Source organism: Salinimonas lutimaris, assembly GCF_005222225.1.
GTDB lineage: Bacteria > Pseudomonadota > Gammaproteobacteria > Enterobacterales > Alteromonadaceae > Alteromonas > Alteromonas lutimaris.
The window spans coordinates 2,287,737-2,304,980 of the sequence record NZ_CP036536.1 but is presented as its reverse complement, the minus strand read 5'-3'; the positions used below and the strand labels follow the sequence as shown (position 1 = coordinate 2,304,980).

18 protein-coding genes and 1 tRNA gene are annotated in these 17,244 nt (G+C 48.3%); 13 read left to right on the top strand and 6 right to left on the bottom strand.

From position 1 onward, the window contains the following. Positions 1–76 precede the first annotated feature (76 nt). From folP to EZV72_RS09950, 5 genes are all read left to right on the top strand, one after another. Complete coding sequence (gene folP, locus EZV72_RS09970; protein WP_137167109.1) at positions 77–907, top strand: dihydropteroate synthase; 831 nt, start codon at positions 77–79, stop codon at positions 905–907. A gap of 15 nt (positions 908–922) precedes the next feature. After that, entirely contained in the window at positions 923–2,266 is a 1,344-nt protein-coding gene (glmM, locus tag EZV72_RS09965; protein ID WP_137167108.1) for a phosphoglucosamine mutase, read from the top strand. 96 nt (positions 2,267–2,362) lie between these two features. Further along, positions 2,363–3,103 (top strand): triose-phosphate isomerase, encoded by a 741-nt coding sequence (gene tpiA / locus EZV72_RS09960; protein ID WP_137167107.1) that lies wholly within the window; start codon positions 2,363–2,365, stop codon positions 3,101–3,103. A 10-nt stretch (positions 3,104–3,113) separates the two neighbouring features. Beyond that, positions 3,114–3,521 carry a preprotein translocase subunit SecG gene (secG, locus tag EZV72_RS09955; RefSeq protein WP_137167106.1) on the top strand — a complete coding sequence of 136 codons (408 nt, stop codon included), beginning with the start codon at positions 3,114–3,116 and terminating at the stop codon, positions 3,519–3,521. A 7-nt stretch (positions 3,522–3,528) separates the two neighbouring features. Continuing rightward, positions 3,529–3,613 (top strand) — tRNA-Leu (locus EZV72_RS09950). Between the two features lie 299 nt (positions 3,614–3,912). Here EZV72_RS09950 and EZV72_RS09945 read toward each other — a convergent pair. Then, on the bottom strand, positions 3,913–4,863 hold the full coding sequence (locus tag EZV72_RS09945) for a transposase (protein WP_137167105.1): 951 nt from the start codon (positions 4,861–4,863) through the stop codon (positions 3,913–3,915). 448 nt (positions 4,864–5,311) lie between these two features. Here EZV72_RS09945 and EZV72_RS09940 point away from each other — a divergent pair, with 448 nt between their 5' ends. Genes EZV72_RS09940 through EZV72_RS09920 form a run of 5 tightly spaced genes read left to right on the top strand, consistent with a single transcriptional unit; the run spans position 5,312 to position 9,662 of the window. Further along, a complete protein-coding gene (locus EZV72_RS09940; RefSeq protein ID WP_137167104.1) occupies positions 5,312–5,881 on the top strand; it encodes a methylamine utilization protein in 570 nt (189 codons plus the stop codon). Then, the gene (locus EZV72_RS09935) at positions 5,868–8,207 is read left to right on the top strand and encodes a bifunctional diguanylate cyclase/phosphodiesterase (RefSeq protein ID WP_137167103.1); all 2,340 of its coding nucleotides are present in this window, start codon (positions 5,868–5,870) and stop codon (positions 8,205–8,207) included. The genes EZV72_RS09940 and EZV72_RS09935 overlap by 14 nt, the downstream gene beginning before the upstream one ends. Beyond that, entirely contained in the window at positions 8,147–9,022 is an 876-nt protein-coding gene (locus tag EZV72_RS09930) for a DUF3034 family protein (protein WP_137167102.1), read from the top strand. The genes EZV72_RS09935 and EZV72_RS09930 overlap by 61 nt, the downstream gene beginning before the upstream one ends. Next, positions 9,016–9,441: a group I truncated hemoglobin gene (locus tag EZV72_RS09925; RefSeq protein ID WP_137167101.1), complete on the top strand. Its 426-nt coding sequence runs from the start codon at positions 9,016–9,018 to the stop codon at positions 9,439–9,441. The genes EZV72_RS09930 and EZV72_RS09925 overlap by 7 nt, the downstream gene beginning before the upstream one ends. 59 nt (positions 9,442–9,500) lie before the next feature. Continuing rightward, positions 9,501–9,662, top strand: a complete 162-nt coding sequence (locus EZV72_RS09920; RefSeq protein ID WP_137167100.1) for a YqaE/Pmp3 family membrane protein — start codon at positions 9,501–9,503, stop codon at positions 9,660–9,662. Between the two features lie 39 nt (positions 9,663–9,701). Here the strand turns inward: EZV72_RS09920 and EZV72_RS09915 are convergent, their stop codons facing one another. The 5 genes from EZV72_RS09915 to EZV72_RS09895 form a co-directional block, all read right to left on the bottom strand. Continuing rightward, entirely contained in the window at positions 9,702–11,021 is a 1,320-nt protein-coding gene (locus tag EZV72_RS09915) for a DUF2254 domain-containing protein (RefSeq protein ID WP_217495162.1), read from the bottom strand. Beyond that, complete coding sequence (locus tag EZV72_RS09910; RefSeq protein WP_137167099.1) at positions 11,018–11,200, bottom strand: hypothetical protein; 183 nt, start codon at positions 11,198–11,200, stop codon at positions 11,018–11,020. Before EZV72_RS09910 ends, EZV72_RS09915 begins: the two co-directional genes overlap by 4 nt. An 18-nt stretch (positions 11,201–11,218) precedes the next feature. Continuing rightward, positions 11,219–11,662: a hemerythrin domain-containing protein gene (locus EZV72_RS09905; protein WP_137167098.1), complete on the bottom strand. Its 444-nt coding sequence runs from the start codon at positions 11,660–11,662 to the stop codon at positions 11,219–11,221. A 201-nt stretch (positions 11,663–11,863) separates the two neighbouring features. Continuing rightward, on the bottom strand, positions 11,864–13,204 hold the full coding sequence (gene gdhA / locus EZV72_RS09900) for an NADP-specific glutamate dehydrogenase (RefSeq protein ID WP_137167097.1): 1,341 nt from the start codon (positions 13,202–13,204) through the stop codon (positions 11,864–11,866). A gap of 77 nt (positions 13,205–13,281) precedes the next feature. Then, entirely contained in the window at positions 13,282–14,904 is a 1,623-nt protein-coding gene (locus tag EZV72_RS09895; protein ID WP_137167096.1) for a diacylglycerol kinase family protein, read from the bottom strand. Positions 14,905–15,038: 134 nt separating this feature from the next. On the opposite strand from EZV72_RS09895, the gene EZV72_RS09890 reads away from it, so the two are divergent. The 3 genes from EZV72_RS09890 to EZV72_RS09880 all read left to right on the top strand — a co-directional run bounded on the left by EZV72_RS09890 (position 15,039) and on the right by EZV72_RS09880 (position 17,235). Further along, positions 15,039–15,563 (top strand): DUF2878 domain-containing protein, encoded by a 525-nt coding sequence (locus EZV72_RS09890; RefSeq protein WP_137167095.1) that lies wholly within the window; start codon positions 15,039–15,041, stop codon positions 15,561–15,563. 10 nt (positions 15,564–15,573) lie between these two features. Further along, entirely contained in the window at positions 15,574–16,263 is a 690-nt protein-coding gene (locus EZV72_RS09885; protein ID WP_137167094.1) for an SDR family NAD(P)-dependent oxidoreductase, read from the top strand. A 123-nt stretch (positions 16,264–16,386) separates the two neighbouring features. Beyond that, on the top strand, positions 16,387–17,235 hold the full coding sequence (locus EZV72_RS09880) for a type 2 periplasmic-binding domain-containing protein (RefSeq protein ID WP_137167093.1): 849 nt from the start codon (positions 16,387–16,389) through the stop codon (positions 17,233–17,235). Positions 17,236–17,244 lie beyond the last annotated feature (9 nt).

Below are 17,244 nucleotides of genomic sequence, written 5' to 3'. Positions count from 1 at the left end.
GGCGTTTTTTTTATTGTTAACGATCTGAAATGTTCTGTTTCAGGTATTAGTCCCACCCAATAAGATATTCAATGCTATGAAGTTTAATCAGCATACTGTCGACATTCAGTTGCCCCAGGTAATGGGCATTTTGAATGTGACACCAGACTCCTTTTCAGATGGTGGTCAGCATCACTCGCTGACACAGGTTATCGAACACGCAGCCCAGATGGTTAAAGCCGGTGCCACTTTTATTGACATTGGCGGGGAGTCAACCCGGCCAGGCGCGCCGGAAGTCGCGGTGGAGGAAGAGCTGCATCGGGTCATACCCGCAGTAGAAGCGGTACGTCAGCGATTTGATGTGGCAATTTCAGTGGATACCAGCAAAGCGCAGGTCATTAGAGAGGCGGTAGCCGCCGGCGCGGGCTTAATCAACGATGTGCGAGCATTGCAGGAGCCTGACGCCCTTGCCGCCGCTGCGAAAGCGAATGTGCCGGTGTGTTTGATGCACATGCGTGGACAGCCACAAACCATGCAGCAAAATGTCCCTGATTACGCTAATGTAGTGGATGAGGTAAACGACTTTTTGCGGCACCGTATTACCGCCTGTGTAGACGCAGGTATCGATAAAAACAACATAATTGTTGATCCTGGCTATGGCTTTGGCAAAACAGTTGAGCATAATTATCAGCTGTTGGCGCAACTTGCCGATATTCAGGCATTAGGGCACCCGGTTCTGGTGGGGATGTCCCGTAAATCTATGATTGGTAATGTACTGAACAATAACGTTCACGAACGCCTGGCTGGTAGTCTGGCCCTGGCAACACTGGCCGCTCAGGCTGGTGCCAACATCATTCGTGTGCATGATGTTGCTGAAACCGTGGATGTTGTCAAAATTGTCCGTCAGTATCTGGCAGTAAAAAAATAAATAAAGGAGACCACCGTGTCAGAACGTAAGTATTTTGGTACCGATGGTATTCGGGGAAAAGTAGGTCAAAGCGCCATTAACCCGGAATTTGTAACAAAACTAGGCTGGGCAGCGGGTAAAGTGCTGGGCGGCCGTGGAACCAATAAAGTATTAATTGGTAAAGATACGCGGATTTCTGGCTACATGCTTGAATCTGCCCTGGAAGCAGGTTTGGCTGCTGCTGGCATTAACAGTGGCCTGCTGGGGCCAATGCCAACTCCGGCAATAGCCTATCTGACTAAAACATTCCGCTCTGAGGCCGGGATTGTTATCAGTGCATCACATAACCCGTATTATGATAACGGCATCAAGTTTTTCTCTGCCGATGGGTTTAAGCTCGACGATGATATTGAGCTTGCTATTGAAGCGATGATGGACAAGCCCATGGAGTGTGTGGCATCTGACAAGCTGGGCAAAGCCACTCGTATCAACGATGCTGCCGGTCGCTATATTGAATTCTGTAAAGGTTCATTCCCATCAGATTTGTCTCTGAAAGGTCTGAAAATCGTGGTCGACTGCGCCCATGGTGCTACTTATCATATCGCCCCCAATGTTCTGGCTGAGCTGGGAGCAGATGTGGTGGAAGTGGGCACTTCACCTAACGGCCTAAACATCAACGATAAAGTCGGTGCAACTTCAATGCATGCTACCGTAGCGGCGGTCAAAGAGCACAACGCTGATCTGGGCTTTGCGCTGGACGGTGATGGCGACCGAATCATGATGGTTGACCATCTGGGTAATGTGCTGGACGGTGATCAGATTATTTATATTATCGCTCGTGAAGCGCTCAAAAGTGGCCGCCTGAATGGTGGGGTCGTTGGCACTCTGATGACCAATCTGGGCATGGAAAATGGCCTGGCTAAACTGGGGATTCCGTTTGCCCGCAGTAAAGTAGGTGACCGCTATGTCATGGAGTTGTTGCAGCAAAAAGGCTGGGCTATTGGCGGCGAAAACTCAGGTCATGTACTGAATCTGAATATTGCTTCTACCGGTGATGGTATTGTGGCTGGCCTGCAGGTACTCACTGCCATGTTACGGGCCAATATGAATCTGCATGAGCTTAGTGGCGGTTTTGATAAATACCCGCAGCAACTGATTAATATCCGTTATGACGCCAGTGCAGGTAATCCGCTGGACCACCCGGATGTTGAGCAGGCTAAACTCGATGCTGAGCAGGCGCTGGGCAAAACCGGCCGGATTCTGCTGCGCAAGAGTGGCACTGAACCCCTGATTCGGGTTATGGTTGAGTGTCAGGAAGAGAAGGCTTCCATAGAGTATGCAGAAAAGATCGCCGAAGTTGTGCGTAAAGTGGCCAATTAATTGAATTGTCGCCGTTAATTTATTTTTCTGCTTGTATAATGTAGCGGGAATCGTTAATATCACGCCCGCTTTAGAGACAGGGTAAGGTCGAAGCATATGGCAACAAGAACTCCATTCGTCGCTGGTAACTGGAAAATGAACGGTAACCGTTCTCTGGTTGAGCAATTTTCTAATGCGCTTAACAGCGAATCATTTAATGGTGTTGAGGTCGTAGTTTGCCCACCAGTTGGGTATTTATCGATGTTTGCCGCCCAGACCTTCCGTCTCGGTGCCCAGGATGTCAGTCATTTAGACAATGGCGCGCATACCGGTGATGTATCTACGGATATGTTATCTGAACTGGGGGCAGAATATGTTATTGTTGGCCATTCTGAGCGTCGCGAAGATCACAACGAAAGTGATTTAAATGTAGCGGCGAAAGCGCGTAAAACACTGAATGCAGGCCTGACCCCCATTATTTGTGTGGGCGAGTCGCTAAGTGTACGTGAGGCGGGCGATGTTAACGAATTTGTAGGTAAGCAGTTAGGCGCTTTGGTTGGAGAATTCTCACCGGCAGAGCTGGCTAAGTGTGTTATCGCTTATGAGCCAATCTGGGCTATCGGTACAGGCAAAACAGCCTCTCCTGAACAGGCGCAGGATGTGCATCAGTTTATTCGCGGTTATTTACGTGATGTTGATGCTGAAATGGCAGACAAATTACGGATTCTGTATGGCGGCAGCGTAAAAGCCGACAATGCGGCTGAACTTTTTGCTCAGCCCGATATCGACGGCGGTCTGATTGGCGGTGCCAGCCTGAAAACAGAAGATTTTATTGCAATTTGCCAAGCGGCAATTTGACGAGGAAGTTATGATTTACGAAGTGCTTTTAGTAGCGTATCTGATTGTTGCTCTGGTTCTGGTAGGATTTGTCCTGCTACAACAGGGTAAGGGCGCTGACATGGGCGCGTCATTTGGTGCTGGCGGTTCGAACACCGTATTTGGTTCGGGCGGTTCAGGCAATTTCATGACTCGTACTACAGCAATTCTGGCCACACTGTTTTTCCTGATTAGCCTGGTTCTGGGCAATCTGAGTGCAAATCGTGAAAGCCAGGGTGATGACTGGAATGATTTATCTGCTCCAGCCAGCTCGCAGCAATCTGCACCAGCATCTGACGACGTTGCACCAGCAGGTGATGTTCCTGCTCAGCAGTCTGCGCCAGCTAACTCTGATATCCCTGGCTCAGACGACAAGTCTGCAGGTGATACACCAAACTAAGTTTCTCGCGGAAGTGGTGGAATTGGTAGACACGCCATCTTGAGGGGGTGGTGGCTTCGGCCGTGCGGGTTCAAGTCCCGCTTTCCGCACCAATACTAAAACCGGCTTAATGCCGGTTTTTTTATTTTTACTTTTTGCTTCGAACCATATCTGTTGGTTTTCTTACCTATAGACAGACACTTATCTTCTTATATTTAAGTGAAAGCCTGTCTCACGCATATTGATGTGTAACATTACCTGCTTTAAAGCTAAGTAGCGTTAATCAATACCGCAAAAACCTGTTTTGCAGGACAAAAAGCTTGATAATTTTTTATATGGGGCAGGTCCGTGCATCATTCAGCTTAAAGCATGAGTGTTTGAATTGTTCACGTTCATAAATGATCTATCGATTTCAGACTGAGTTATATGTTCGTTGCTTGTTACGGTTACGTATAAAATCTTCATGACTGACGTTTGTTCTAAACTCTGTTTCGATTCCAGATACTATCGCATGCCAGTCAGTATGCTCTAACCCAACACGAGTAAGAATGGGTGAGACTGTATCATCAATTTTATCTCGCTTTTTAGGACGAAAGTGCCGGCAGGTTGACTCTACCAATGCGAAGTAGTCCTCAAGTTGGAAAGGTAATCCATCGGACCTTGTATTTTTCAGTTTATCCGCAAAGGGAAGCAGTTGGGTTGGTTGGCGCTTCACCCTGGCAGCTCTGATGCGTTTACAAATGCTTGTGTGTGAAGACTTCTCGATTGTATCCGCCAGTTGAGCCCGGACTGGATTTAAATCCACGTAGGCCATACAGGCAGCCAGCGCAGTTTCATCTAGTAAGGCCTGCGATTTAAATCGCCCTTCCCAGAAGTGGCCAGTACAATCATCTTCCTTATTGGCCAGGCGAGCAATATATTCATTAAGTAACCGCATAAACCAGCTAATGTCGTAGAGACGGTGACGATAAACCTCAGCGATACTCTTTACTGTCGCAATTTCTGCCTCCGATAATACTTCGCGTTGACAAGGGTCACTATACCGCTGGATTAACAGCACACCTTTGTACAATTTGCGCCATCGGTGGATAATTTCATCGACAGATAACGCATCTGCTTTGACTTTATTAATGCGTAATACCAGATGAGTGTGGTTATTCATGACGGCATAAGCACACACATCCACACAGAATATTTCAGCCAGCAGCAGTATTCTGTCCTCTACCCATTGGCGGCGATGCTCGTAACATTTTCCGGTCAACTTATCTTTACCACATAGAAATGCCCTTCGAACACAGCGAGACACGCAGTGGTAATAAGATGTATCTGCTAAATTGATAAGACACTTACGAGGTCTGGGCATATCGTTTGAAGAAAGAAAAGTACCATTGAACGATTGTGCATGAGTTGACTAAAAATCCAACTGTACGTCAGTAGGGGCGAATGTCTTGGTTAATGCTTCGCTCATCTTGATTAAAAAGTGACTGTCCGATTTGCTCAGAGAAGTGACTGTCCAAGTTACTCCAAGCTACTCACCCTGCTTCAAAGCGTTCGAAGTGACTGTCCACGTTACTCCACGTTACTCACCCTGCTTTAAAGCAGCTATACTGAGCTATCTCGCGGCGTTGCGGCAATTCTTAGTTTCTTTCTCGCTAACCCATAATCTTGTTCTATATTTAAAGCTGTTACTGGAGTTTTGCGGTGCACTGGTGTGGCTGTTGTTGTGAGTGAGGTGGTGTATTCTAAGGTTATTGGTGTCCTTTTGCCTGCTAAGTGTTTGCAGTGTCAGTGCGGCTACGCGGTCGATATCGGTGCTTGATGAGCAAGGGTTGCCGGTGCCTGATGCGATTATTTTTGTTGCCAACAGTGCGGTGGATGAATCTTCTAGGCTGCGCGTAATGGATCAGAAAAATAAACAGTTTCTTCCTTCCACTTTGTTGATACAGCAAGGCCAGACGGTTCGTTTTCCCAATAGCGACAATATCCGACATCATGTTTACAGCTTTTCGCAGACAAAAACATTTGAGCTGTCGTTGTATGGCGATTCACGCGAACCTGACGTTGTTTTTAATCAGCCCGGCGTGGTGTCGCTCGCCTGCAATATTCATGATCAGATGAAAGGATTCATTTTTGTCAGCCCTGGCTCCCAAGCCTGGCAGACTAATCAGCAGGGAGAGGCGATAATACCGGATACTCTCACCCAGGCCAGTGTCTGGCATCCCCGGCTATCGGTGAGTGGCACTGAATCGGTGACTGTCCCGATTAGTCAGCAAATTGTGATTGCGCTAAAACCCGAAATTAAACCTGCTTCGCGTACCTTCGGCAGCCGTTCTTTTGGCGATGTTTCATTGACCTGGAATCGGCCTGATGCTCAGTTTTAATCAACGGATAATACGTATTTTGCTCGGTGGTATTATTATCACCGCCACCGTGATTTTATTTGTGGTCTGGAGCGCAGCCACCAATCTGGTCAAAACACAGACTGGCGAAAGTCTCGAAATTGCCTCTACCGTATTAAATGAAACTTTGATTGAGCGTCAAAATCAGCTGCTCACGGCTGCCCATGTGCTGACTGCCGACTTTGGCTTTATTCAGGCCCTGGCCACACAGGATGCAGACACCCTTCAGTCGGCTCTGGGTAATCATGCTGGCCGGATTGGGGCCGATATTTTGTTTACCATTAACAGTAACTATTCTATGACCTGTTCGGTATCGCCATGTTTTGATTACAACGGTATGCTTCGCGATCAAACCTTCATTGAGAATATTTACAGCACCGGTGGCACACAGGCATACCGGTTTTTAGATGGTCAACTTTATCAGCTGATAATGTTGCCGGTGAAAAAGGCCGGTGTCACTCAGATTGCCGGTGTCGGATTTAAACTGGATGACATATTTTTGCGTCGTCTGTCACAGGTTGTGCATTCTGAGATTATGATTGTGCTGGGCAGTAACAGCCAGCCTGAAGCGGTGATTGCCTCAAGTCTCACTCAGCTTACTACCATGACCGTGCTACAGGGAAGCCAGAGTCTGAACTGGATTGATGTTACCTTGCAACAGACGTCAGGCTATATGGTGCGGGCAGCGCTGACTGGTGGAAGCTTGCCTGATGGCATTAATGTGTATATTGCCCATGATGTTCGCCCTGTACTGGATCAGTTTCTGGATTTGCAACTTAATGTGCTGTTGATGGCACTTTCCGGCATTGCACTGGCGCTCGCGGTTGGCATGTATCAGGCGCGAAAGCTTAGCGAGCCGGTCGATCAGTTATTAGCTGCGGCGCACAACATCGCCCGGGGGGATTATACCCAGAGCGTGACTATTGATGCCAACGTCAGCGAGCTAGCCCATTTTGCCACTACCTTTGAAAAGATGCAGGTACAGATCCGTGAGCGTGAAACTCGGATACGCTATCAGGCTGAGCATGATGCGTTAACCGGGATGATCAACAGGGCCAGAGCGGAGGTCATGGTCAATGAAAAACTGCAGAACAGCCGCTCATTTCAGGTGCTGGCTATCAAAGTTGTCGGTTTCAGGACCATCAACGACTTATACGGTTATGCAAACGGGGATTTTTGTATTAAAACCCTTTCAACACGCTTACTACGCTGGCCTGGAATTTGTGCCCGTTTGTCCGGTGGGGAGATTTTGTATATCCCTGATGAGCCACTTGAGGAAATACAGCTGGAAACCCTCAGACTGATTCTTGAACAGCCCATTGAGCGTTCCACATTAATTATTCCGGTCAAAATTCAGATCGCCGAAATTTGGTGTCCACAAAATATTGATGATGCGGAAGATGTATTTCGTAAGATTAATATTATTTTTGATGAAGCCTATCGTAGCAATCGCTGGCTGGTGCGATATGAAACGTCGCTGGAGGAACAATATCTGCGGCGTTTGTCTATTATTACCGAACTCAAACAGTCTCTGGCGGCGGATGGGGATGAATTATCCATGGTCTATCAGCCTAAACTGGCATTACGCACGATGCAGGTAGTGAGCATGGAAGCATTGATTCGCTGGAATAACGCCAAGCTGGGGTTTGTACCGCCGGATGAATTTATTGGCATCGCAGAAAAAGCCGGCCTGATTGAGCAAGTCAGCCAGTGGGTTATTCGCCGCACCATCAGGGAACTGGCTGAGTTCCGGCGGGCAGGATATACCTTCACCGTTGCAATTAATCTTTCTTCTCAGGATATTCAGAATGAGGCTCTGCTGACAATGATGAGCAGAACACTGGAAGAGCATGGGCTCACCCCGGCAGATCTGGCACTTGAAATCACCGAAAGTGATTTGCTGGCTGATGCCAGGCAAGCCAGTGAAACGTTGAGCAGACTGAAAGAAGCCGGCCACAAACTGGCAATAGATGACTTTGGTACAGGCTACTCATCACTGGCCTACCTGAAAAACCTGCCGGTAGACACACTAAAAATTGATAAAAGCTTTGTACTGAATCTGTCTAATGATACTGATGATCAGCGTATTGTGCATACAGTGCTGTCTCTGGCGGCTATTTTTGAGCTCAATGTCATTGCCGAAGGCGTGGAAGATGAGCAGGCGCTCAACATATTACAGGACTGGGGATGCACCATGGCGCAAGGTTATTATATCAGCAAGCCACAGTCGGTTAAGGACATGCTTTTATGGCTCAAGCGTACACCATACCTGAAACAGCAAGCCGAAAAAGTGCCGGCTACGCACTAATTTGGCTGTTGCTTTTTTGTGGCTTCAATGCCTGCGCCGGTACCGGTAAAATTATCGCTACAGCCGGTCTGCTCCAGATTGAGGGCAGCGGCGGCGGTGGTGTGGTGCCCTGGGCCACGCTGACCGGTTATGACAGCCGCTCACAAACGTCTGCTACCGCCTATGCTACCCGCCTGAGTGTTGATGACTTCAGATTGAACAGTTTTGGTGCTGCGTTGTCGTTTTATGATCGGGTAGAGATCTCTCTGGCCCGGCTTAATCTGGATGTAAAACCATTAAATACCAATATTGCACAAACCGTGGCCGGCGCAAAAATCCGGCTTTATGGCGATGTTGTCTACTCTGCCTGGCCACAGGTCAGCGCTGGTATTCAATATAAACACCTGCAGGACAGTCACATTGCTTCCAGCCTGGGCGTATTGCACACCAGCGGCACAGACTGGTATCTGGCGGCCACACGGGTGCATCTTGGCATGGTGGCCGGTTACAACCTGGTGTGGAATGCAACCATTCGCTATACCGATGCTAATCAGCTGGGCTTACTGGGTTTTGGCAATCAACAGGGGCACAACCGCAAACTGGTCGGCGAAGGCAGTGCGGCGGTGCTGTTATCAGATCATCTTGCTATTGGCATTGAATACCGCCAGCGGCCAGATAATCTGGCAATAGGAGAATCTGCTATCAGGGATGTATTTGTTACATATATTCCCTCCAAATTATTCAATATTACGATGGCCTGGGTAGACCTGGGCTCGGTTGCCGGACTGGATGATCAGCAGGGAATCTACCTGTCTTTAGGGGGCCAGTTATGGTGAAGCCTGGCCTAACACTTTTACTAACCGGCCTGCTTCTGGCTTGTTCAGCAATGCCTCAACAGTCTGAAACGGTATACCAGCAAGTCGGCGGATTATCCGGTATTTATACCATTACCGATCGCTTTATCAGCCGGATTGAACAGGAGCCCAGAATTCTGAAATTCTTCAAAGGCAGTGATGTGGCGCGCTTCAGGACCCATTTTGCTCAGCATCTGTGTGTTGAAACCGGCGGGCCCTGTGAATACCAGGGAGAGTCGATGCAGGTGGTGCATCAGGGTATGAATATCAGTGAGAGCGATTTTAACCTGACCGTTGAGTTATTAATAAATGCCATGCAGGACGCCGGAGTTCCCTATACTACAAGAAATAAAATCCTGGCTGAGTTAGCGCCAATGCGCGCATCCATGTTGTATCGATGATGATGGCAAGGGTCTTGCTACATTCCAGTGAGTATAAATCAATAACTAAGGAATTTAGCATGGACATCATTCGTATATTGTTATCAATTTTACTTCCGCCAGTAGGTGTATTTTTGCAGGTGGGTATTGGCGCTCAGTTCTGGATAAATATCCTGCTTACCCTGCTAGGCTACATTCCGGGCATTATTCATGCGGTGTACATTATTGCCACCCGTGACTAATCTGACACGAGTAAAAAAAAACGGCTTCGGCCGTTTTTTTTATATTGACTTAAAATGACTGTATGCCTGTTTAAGACTCTGAATATCCCGTTGGCTGACAGACTCCTCGGCCACCAGTTCATACGTAGCCTGTGCCTGCTGATACAGCAACTTGTGATGGTGTGTAGTAAAATGGGCTTCCATTTTTTTCAGGCAATCCAGAATTTTAAGGGCTATGGCGACATGTGTCCTGCCGGCCTGACGAATCTGGTCAAATGTGGTGTCTACCACACTTTGCAGGGTAAAGGTACGGCGGCTTAACCATATCTGTGTGTCAGTGTTAAGGATATGTGCCGCCGGAAAGGGCCTTTCTTCCATTGCAATACAACAGGCCGCCAGCTTGTCCAGGCAAGTAACCGCAGTGACCGGATCATTAATACCGGGGGAGAGAGCCCGCAGCGCCAGCTCAACCAGCTGTCCTACAGCAAATTCAGGATCTTGCACTGGCGTGCGGCGTGACCCCAGAATTATGTTCTGATGAAATTCATTGAGTTCGTTATCATCATACTCATGATCGCCGTGAATGGTCATAATATGAGCTCCGGGAAAAACATGATCGCCGGAACGTACCAGCAGCGTAATGCCGGTCAGGCCAGACAATGTTTTACTGCTGGTCAGGCCGGTATAGTTGATGGTTTGAACATAACCCGCCTGGCGGGCAAACAGTTTTGTCTCAACGCCACGCTTGTCCAGTAACTCTTCTGGCAAAGCCCGGATTGCTTTGGACTGCTCATGGGGCAGCAACACGGCAATGTCGTTCAGACAGTCCCGGTAACAGCGATGAATAATCTCATCGGCCTGAATGAAGCGGGCAATGTGGTGTATAAAATATATGATTGAAAACACGTCGATAATAGCCAGAATGACCGAAATACCACTGAGTAAATCCAGACTTTTAGGCGACGGGGAGTCAGTACCCAGATGATGCAGTGCAATCAGACAAAACAAAAATGTTGAAACCAGTAAGCCCAGCACTACCTGCGTGCCCTTATCCAGCATAAACGTGCGCAGCAGGCGAGGGCCGAACTGTGAGGAGGCCATAGTCAGAGCCACCAGGGTCATAGAAAATGCGATGCTGGTTGCAGTGATAATCGCACTGGCGATAGTAGATAAAATCTGCTGCGCACTGCTCTGGCTTACGCTGGGGAAGATAAGGCGGGCCCAGTCGGCAATACTAATACTGTTAACTGTACCTAAACAAAATGCACATAAAGCCAGTGAAAAGAGCATCATGCACACCGGTATAAACCAGTAGCTGGTACTAATTCCTTCCCACACAGTTTTGAACTGTGACAACATTACCGATGTTTTTTTGATCATTTATACTGCTTAAAACGGCCCTTAAAGATCATTGACGCTATCATGCCAAAAGCAACAAGTAACACAATAATCTGCAACATGAACTGTGCAACGGCGGTGAATGTCCCGGAGAGTCCGGCCAGACTGATTAACCCGATAAACGCCGCAATTGCCAGAATAATGACTACCCAGAGAAGCATAATCTTACCTCTACATACTTAGTGTTTTTCTTTTTCCTTTTCGATTTCCTTGCGATATTCCCGGGCCAGTTCGTCTTTATCGGCTTCTGAAAGCACTTTTCCGGCAACCTGAAAAAACTCTTTCTCCTCTTCGGCCAGATGATGCTCTACTTTTTCCTTTAATGTTTTTAAATGCGTCAGCCAGGCTGGTGAACTCATGTCTGTGTTCTCCAGTGTCTCAACTAACTCATCAATTTCATGATGTTCGGCAATGCCGTGTCGTGATAACTCTATCGCGCTGTCAGACTTCATCAACGGTGAATAAAAATGCCGTTCTTCGGCAACTGCATGACTTTCAAGTTCGTCTTTCAGCTGCTGAAAATACTCCCGGCGTACTTCTGTATCCCCACTGGTTTCAGCCAGAATATTGAGCAATGAACGCTGCTTATCGTGATCTTCTCGCAGTACTTCAAAAATTTTCATCTTCGTCTAACTCCATTTCAACATGACATACCAACCAGTTCATGATGAGTAATGCCAAAACTATTCCAGCTCAGGACTTTTCAAAAAAAGCTAGGTTAAACAGGGAGGTAAAGATACGCAGCGGTGATGATTACCGCTGCTTCATGTAGAAAAAGGAAGTTCTTACACAGTACTGTGCAAATGGGTGACCGGTAAACTGAATTACAACCCCTGCATGACGATGGCGTCAGCTAAGCGGCGAAAGCCCGCAATATTGGCACCTTTGGCATAATTAATTTCACCGTCACGCTGACCTTCCTGCAAACACTGCTGGTGAATTGAACGCATAATGTGTTTCAGGGTTGTATCGATATCCGAGTAAGAATCCCGGCGAAAGGCCGCATTTTGGGACATTTCCAAACCGGAAATGGCCACCCCGCCTGCATTTGACGCTTTGCCCGGAACATAAACAATCTTGTTTTCGGCCAGCACCTGGTGCGCGCGGGTGGTACAGGGCATGTTGGCGCCTTCCAGCAAAAAGCGTACATTATGATCAACCAGCTTTTGTGCTGCTGGCTCATCGATTTCGTTTTGTGTGGCACAGGGCAGGGCAATGTCCATATTCAGCTGCCAGGGGCTGGCGTCGGCCTGGTAATCGCCATGACCGTCGTCACTTAAGGCTTTCAGAATATTGTTGTGCTGGTCTTTGGTCTCAATCGCCTGGGTCAGGCTGTTTTCACTAAACCCTGACTCATTGAGCAAGGCGCCCCGGCTGTTTGACAAACTGACCACCCGCGCGCCGAGCTGTGTAGCACGTAACGCTGCATGTAGGGCCACATTACCGGCCCCGGAAATACCTACCACTTTGTTTTTGAGCGGGGTCTGATGGGTTTCAAGCACCGCCTCCAACATGTAAATCAACCCAAATCCGGTTGCCTCTGTACGTACATGACTGCCGCCGAAACTGATATCTTTGCCGGTGAGTGTACCGCCAAACTGATTCAAAATGCGCCGGTACTGACCATATAAAAAGCCAATTTCGCGGCCCGACACATTAATATCACCCGCCGGAACATCGGTATTAGGACCAATATGACGGTAGAGTTCAGTCATGAACGCCTGACAAAAGCGCATAATTTCGGTTTCGGAACGACCTCGGGGGTTAAAATCTGAGCCGCCCTTAGCACCGCCAATAGGCAGTCCAGTCAGGGCGTTTTTAAAACTTTGCTCAAAGGCCAGAAACTTTAAAATAGACTCATTGACCGTAGGATGGAATCGAAGGCCACCTTTGTACGGGCCAATCAAGCCACTGTGCTGTACCCGCCAGCCCTGATGAATTTCAACCTGATTATCATCATTAAGCCAGTGCACTGTAAAATGAATAATCCGTTCAGGCACACTCAGTCTGCGCAAGACATCGTACTGTTTATAAGCTTCATTGGCATTAAATACGTCAATGACATCGCGGGCAATTTCGCTGGTGGCCTGTAAATATTCGGTCTGATCATGATAGCGTGCCTGCAGCCAGTTAGTTAACTGATCAAGATTAGATTCGCGACTCATAAGTAATTCCTTTGCCGGTTAACTGATAACCTGTGTACCTGAGTGGTCCACAGGATGATCAGCGCAGACCGATAAAATTACTGAGTCTGTCTGTAACTTAATATCATCAGGCTGGCCGGGTCGACCTCAACGGTCATGTGGTCAGCTTCGATTATCTCACCATCCAGTGCATATTCCCGTTGCTGAGAAAATTGCAGCGAAACCCGGCTTACCCGTTTATGTTTGATGCGCTGAGATTGTTTTTTCTCGCTGGCGTTATTGAACACCAGCTCGGCCAGCGATAAAAACTGGGTCTCCGCGCTTTCCTGAGGCGTAAGCCAGGTAATATCCAGCTTGCCATCGGTCACATCCGGCTCGTCGCCGCCCTGCGCCAGTGCGGTGGTCAGCGGGGCGGCATTGGCAACCACAAAGCTGGGGGTATGAATGGTCTGCTCTGGCTCATCATCGAAGGTCACTTTCAGGTCCACCGCTTCGTTTTGACTAATGGCATCCCATAAGCCGCGCAGATAAGCCATCTGACCACCATTATTTTTTTCTTCCCGGTCGGCCGAACTTATCATTTGTTGCTCAAAGCCCACAGCGGCCACCAACAGCATCAGCTTATCATTACATCGGGCGGTATCCATTTTGGTGGTATGACCGTCAATGATGACTTCGCAGGCATGGGTAATCGGAACAATTTTTGAGTAGTAGCCATGTACCACCTGACTCAGGGCGTTGGCCGTGCCCAGCGGAATGATGCCCAGTTTTACATTACGATCCACGCATTGGTGGGCCACTTCTGTAATAGTACCGTCACCCCCGCAAGCCACAATGATCTTGCATCCATCGTTAAATGCCTGTTCTGCCAGCGCTTCACCATTTATCTCTTCAGTTGTCTCATATACCTGCACTTTAAAATGCGGATTAAGCATCGATAAAATGGTGTCTTTTTCCTGCTTCCACTTGCCGCCACCGGCAACAGGGTTGGCAATCAGACCCAGTGTTCGGGTCAGTTTGAGCCGGCCGCCCTGTTTGATTTTGGTCAAGGAGCGCAGTTGTCGTTTATTTAACCGGGCTGTTGAACGCACTGAGCGAATCTGATTAAGCGCGTCCATCACCGATAACGTGTTATCACGGGCCAGCAGATAAGCTGCCATCGTCAGCACAGAACGTCCGCGCCCCAGTGCGCAGTGCACGACCACTTTACGGCCCTGGTCAATCTGCTGTTCAATCCAGTTAATCGCGGTATTAAGCTGGGTCTCGGTGGGACTGGTATGATCCAGCACCGGAATATTCAGATAGGCCAGGTCCTGCTGATACGCAGACCAGTCCAGACCATCAAACTCGGCGGTCACATCAAGAATGGCCGATACGCCATCCTGTTTCATCTGCTCTACATCTTTACCGAACAAACGGCAGGCAAGAAACAGGTTGTCATCAATTTGCTGAATAGCCGGCACTTTATCGTACTTGCGCGCGAAATGGTTGTAAGCGCCTGTCCCGAGTAAAAACGGAATATAAAGCCAGCGAACATAAAAGGGAATCGAGCCATCCTCCTGTTTTCGGAACAGAGAAGGCAGGTTGCACAGGTAAGCCACACTTACTGCCAGTAGAGAAAACGCTATCCAGCCACATAAAATTGCTGGTATGAGAGGTAAAAATACAGCACCCAGTGCTGCTATCAGCATACCCAACAGATAATACTTGACCATCTTCAAAATGACTTCTCCTTAATCTTTTTGTCAGGACTGGCGGTGAACCAAGCCGCTACAACCTCGTAACAATCTGTAATTTCAGCGTATAAATGAACAAACAGGATTGTTTTGGTCATGTCTAATGCAGTTTATTTGCCATGAATAGTCAGACGCTTAATAAAGTTGTCAATTTTATCTGGTTTCAGACCATTTGGTTTCTGGCTATTTTTACTCAGTACGCGTACAGCTGGCTGTTGGTTGGCTTGCTGGCCGCTTTCTTTGTTTTCAGCGCCCGGCGCGGGCCGGATCTTGTTTTAATGGTATTGGTTGTGTTGCTTGGGCTGGTGGTCGACAGCCTCCTTACCGTGGCCGGTATCTTTGTCTTTTCATCCCCCGGATTCGGGCTGCCTATACCATTGTGGCTGCTTGCATTATGGGCGGGTTTTTCGCTCACCTTGCCGTATAGCTTGAATTATTTACAGGGCCACCCTGTGATCTGTGCACTGCTGGGCGCCATTTTCGGACCATTGAGCTACTGGGCAGGGGCGCGCTTTGGCGCGGTGTCCTTTGACCAGGAGCTGAGTATTACGCTGGGTTTGCTGGCTGTCGTCTGGGCCGGTGTATTTCCATTATGTATGTTTATTGAAAGCAAAACCCACACAAGCATGTCATCAACAAAATAACGGAGGGTTTATGACACCTATTGTATTCGTATCTGGCGGTAACCGTGGAATTGGACTGGAGATGGTCCGCGGCTTTGCTCAGGCCGGTTTTAAAGTACTGATGGGCTGCCGCGATGAAGAAGCGGGCGAAGAGGTAAAAAAAGATATTGTCGGTGCCGACATTCATGTCATTGAGATGGATTTGTCTGACGATCAGAATGTGAAAGATCAGATCACCCAGGCGCTGGCGGTTTATGGGCGAATAGATGTGCTGGTGAATAATGCCGGCGTACTTGATGACGGCAGCTGGGAGGAGCTGGATATAGCTAAGTTCAAGCGCTCAATGCAAGTCCATGTGAATGGTCCGCTGACACTAATCAAAGAAATACTGCCTGGCATGATTGAGCGGGACTACGGACGAATCATCAATGTGACATCGGGCTGGGGAGCCTTTGCCGAAAAAATGGAAGGTCCGGTGGCGTATGCGGTCAGTAAAGCCGCGCTTAACGCATTAACCCTCAAACTGGCTAATGACGTGGGTGACGACAAAAATGTTAAAATAAATGCCATGTGTCCTGGCTGGGTACATACCCGGATGGGGGGGAAAGATGCGCCGCGTACCCCGGAACAGGGTGCCGCAACTGCACTGTGGCTCGGGCAGCTGGAGAAAGACGGACCCACTGGTCAGTTCTTTCGTGATAAGGAAAAAATTAACTGGTAGATCTCCTGCCCAGAAAAAGAGCCGCTCAGGCTCTTTTTTTGTGCCATTTCTCGTTCACCTTGCTTGCGCAAAATGACTTTTTGAACAATCTTTTAAGAAGTTAACAGCAGGATTTATGAAAAGATGTTGGGCAAATGGATAAAGCTATTAGTTGCTATGGTGTTTTGTGCAGAGGCCGTGCTGGCAGAGCCGGTCTCAGTCAGGCACGCAGAGGGTGAAAAAGAGGAGCTTATTTATTCACTACTTAAATTATCGCTGAGCAAATCAGCACCGGACATCACCTTTGAGCAGGCCACTGAGCCCATGAATGAAGCTCAGCTGGTCAGTGAGGTTGAGCAGCAGCGGCTGGATATCATGTGGGCGGGGGCTGATCAGCAAAAAGATAAGCGTCTGGCGGCGGTCAGAATTCCTATTTTAAAAGGCTTACTCGGCCATCGCATCTTTATCATCCGGGATGGTGAGCAGCACCGGTTTGCCAACGTAACCACCCTGGCGCAGTTACAACAATTCAGCGCCGGGCAAGGTCGCTTCTGGGGAGATACCGCAGTATTGCAAAACGCAGATCTGCCCACTGTGACCACCATCAAGTACGCTAACTTATTTCCCATGCTGGAAGGTCAGCGCTATGACTATTTTCCACGCGCAGTACATGAACCTTTTACAGAAATCATCCGGCATGCAAACCTGAAACTGGCAGTAGAGCCCGGCATTATGCTGGTTTACCCGCACGCTATGCATTTCTATCTGCATAAAGATAACAGCCGTCTGCTCAGTCTGATAGAAAAGGGCATGCAAATGGCCATCGCCGATGGCAGCTACGATGCCATGTTTTTCAGTCATCCCATGATCAAAGATATATTTAACCAGGCAAACCTGCCTGCGCGCCATATTATTCACATAGATAATCCATTTTTACATCAGGATACTCCCGTAAATGAACCGCAATACTGGCTTGATGTTAGTCAGCTTTAGTTCAACCGG

Bases quoted from the DNA above. Each gene is read 5' to 3' on its own strand.
- EZV72_RS09945 (WP_137167105.1), bottom strand. From the start codon at position 4,863: ATGCCCAGACCTCGTAAGTGTCTTATCAATTTAGCAGATACATCTTAT.
- folP (WP_137167109.1), top strand. From the start codon at position 77: ATGAAGTTTAATCAGCATACTGTCGACATTCAGTTGCCCCAGGTAATG.
- EZV72_RS09930 (WP_137167102.1), top strand. From the start codon at position 8,147: ATGGCTCAAGCGTACACCATACCTGAAACAGCAAGCCGAAAAAGTGCC.
- EZV72_RS09880 (WP_137167093.1), top strand. From the start codon at position 16,387: ATGTTGGGCAAATGGATAAAGCTATTAGTTGCTATGGTGTTTTGTGCA.
- secG (WP_137167106.1), top strand. From the start codon at position 3,114: ATGATTTACGAAGTGCTTTTAGTAGCGTATCTGATTGTTGCTCTGGTT.
- EZV72_RS09935 (WP_137167103.1), top strand. From the start codon at position 5,868: ATGCTCAGTTTTAATCAACGGATAATACGTATTTTGCTCGGTGGTATT.
- gdhA (WP_137167097.1), bottom strand. From the start codon at position 13,204: ATGAGTCGCGAATCTAATCTTGATCAGTTAACTAACTGGCTGCAGGCA.
- tpiA (WP_137167107.1), top strand. From the start codon at position 2,363: ATGGCAACAAGAACTCCATTCGTCGCTGGTAACTGGAAAATGAACGGT.
- EZV72_RS09905 (WP_137167098.1), bottom strand. From the start codon at position 11,662: ATGAAAATTTTTGAAGTACTGCGAGAAGATCACGATAAGCAGCGTTCA.
- EZV72_RS09910 (WP_137167099.1), bottom strand. From the start codon at position 11,200: ATGCTTCTCTGGGTAGTCATTATTCTGGCAATTGCGGCGTTTATCGGG.
- EZV72_RS09920 (WP_137167100.1), top strand. From the start codon at position 9,501: ATGGACATCATTCGTATATTGTTATCAATTTTACTTCCGCCAGTAGGT.
- EZV72_RS09885 (WP_137167094.1), top strand. From the start codon at position 15,574: ATGACACCTATTGTATTCGTATCTGGCGGTAACCGTGGAATTGGACTG.
- EZV72_RS09915 (WP_217495162.1), bottom strand. From the start codon at position 11,021: ATGATCAAAAAAACATCGGTAATGTTGTCACAGTTCAAAACTGTGTGG.
- EZV72_RS09925 (WP_137167101.1), top strand. From the start codon at position 9,016: ATGGTGAAGCCTGGCCTAACACTTTTACTAACCGGCCTGCTTCTGGCT.
- EZV72_RS09890 (WP_137167095.1), top strand. From the start codon at position 15,039: ATGAATAGTCAGACGCTTAATAAAGTTGTCAATTTTATCTGGTTTCAG.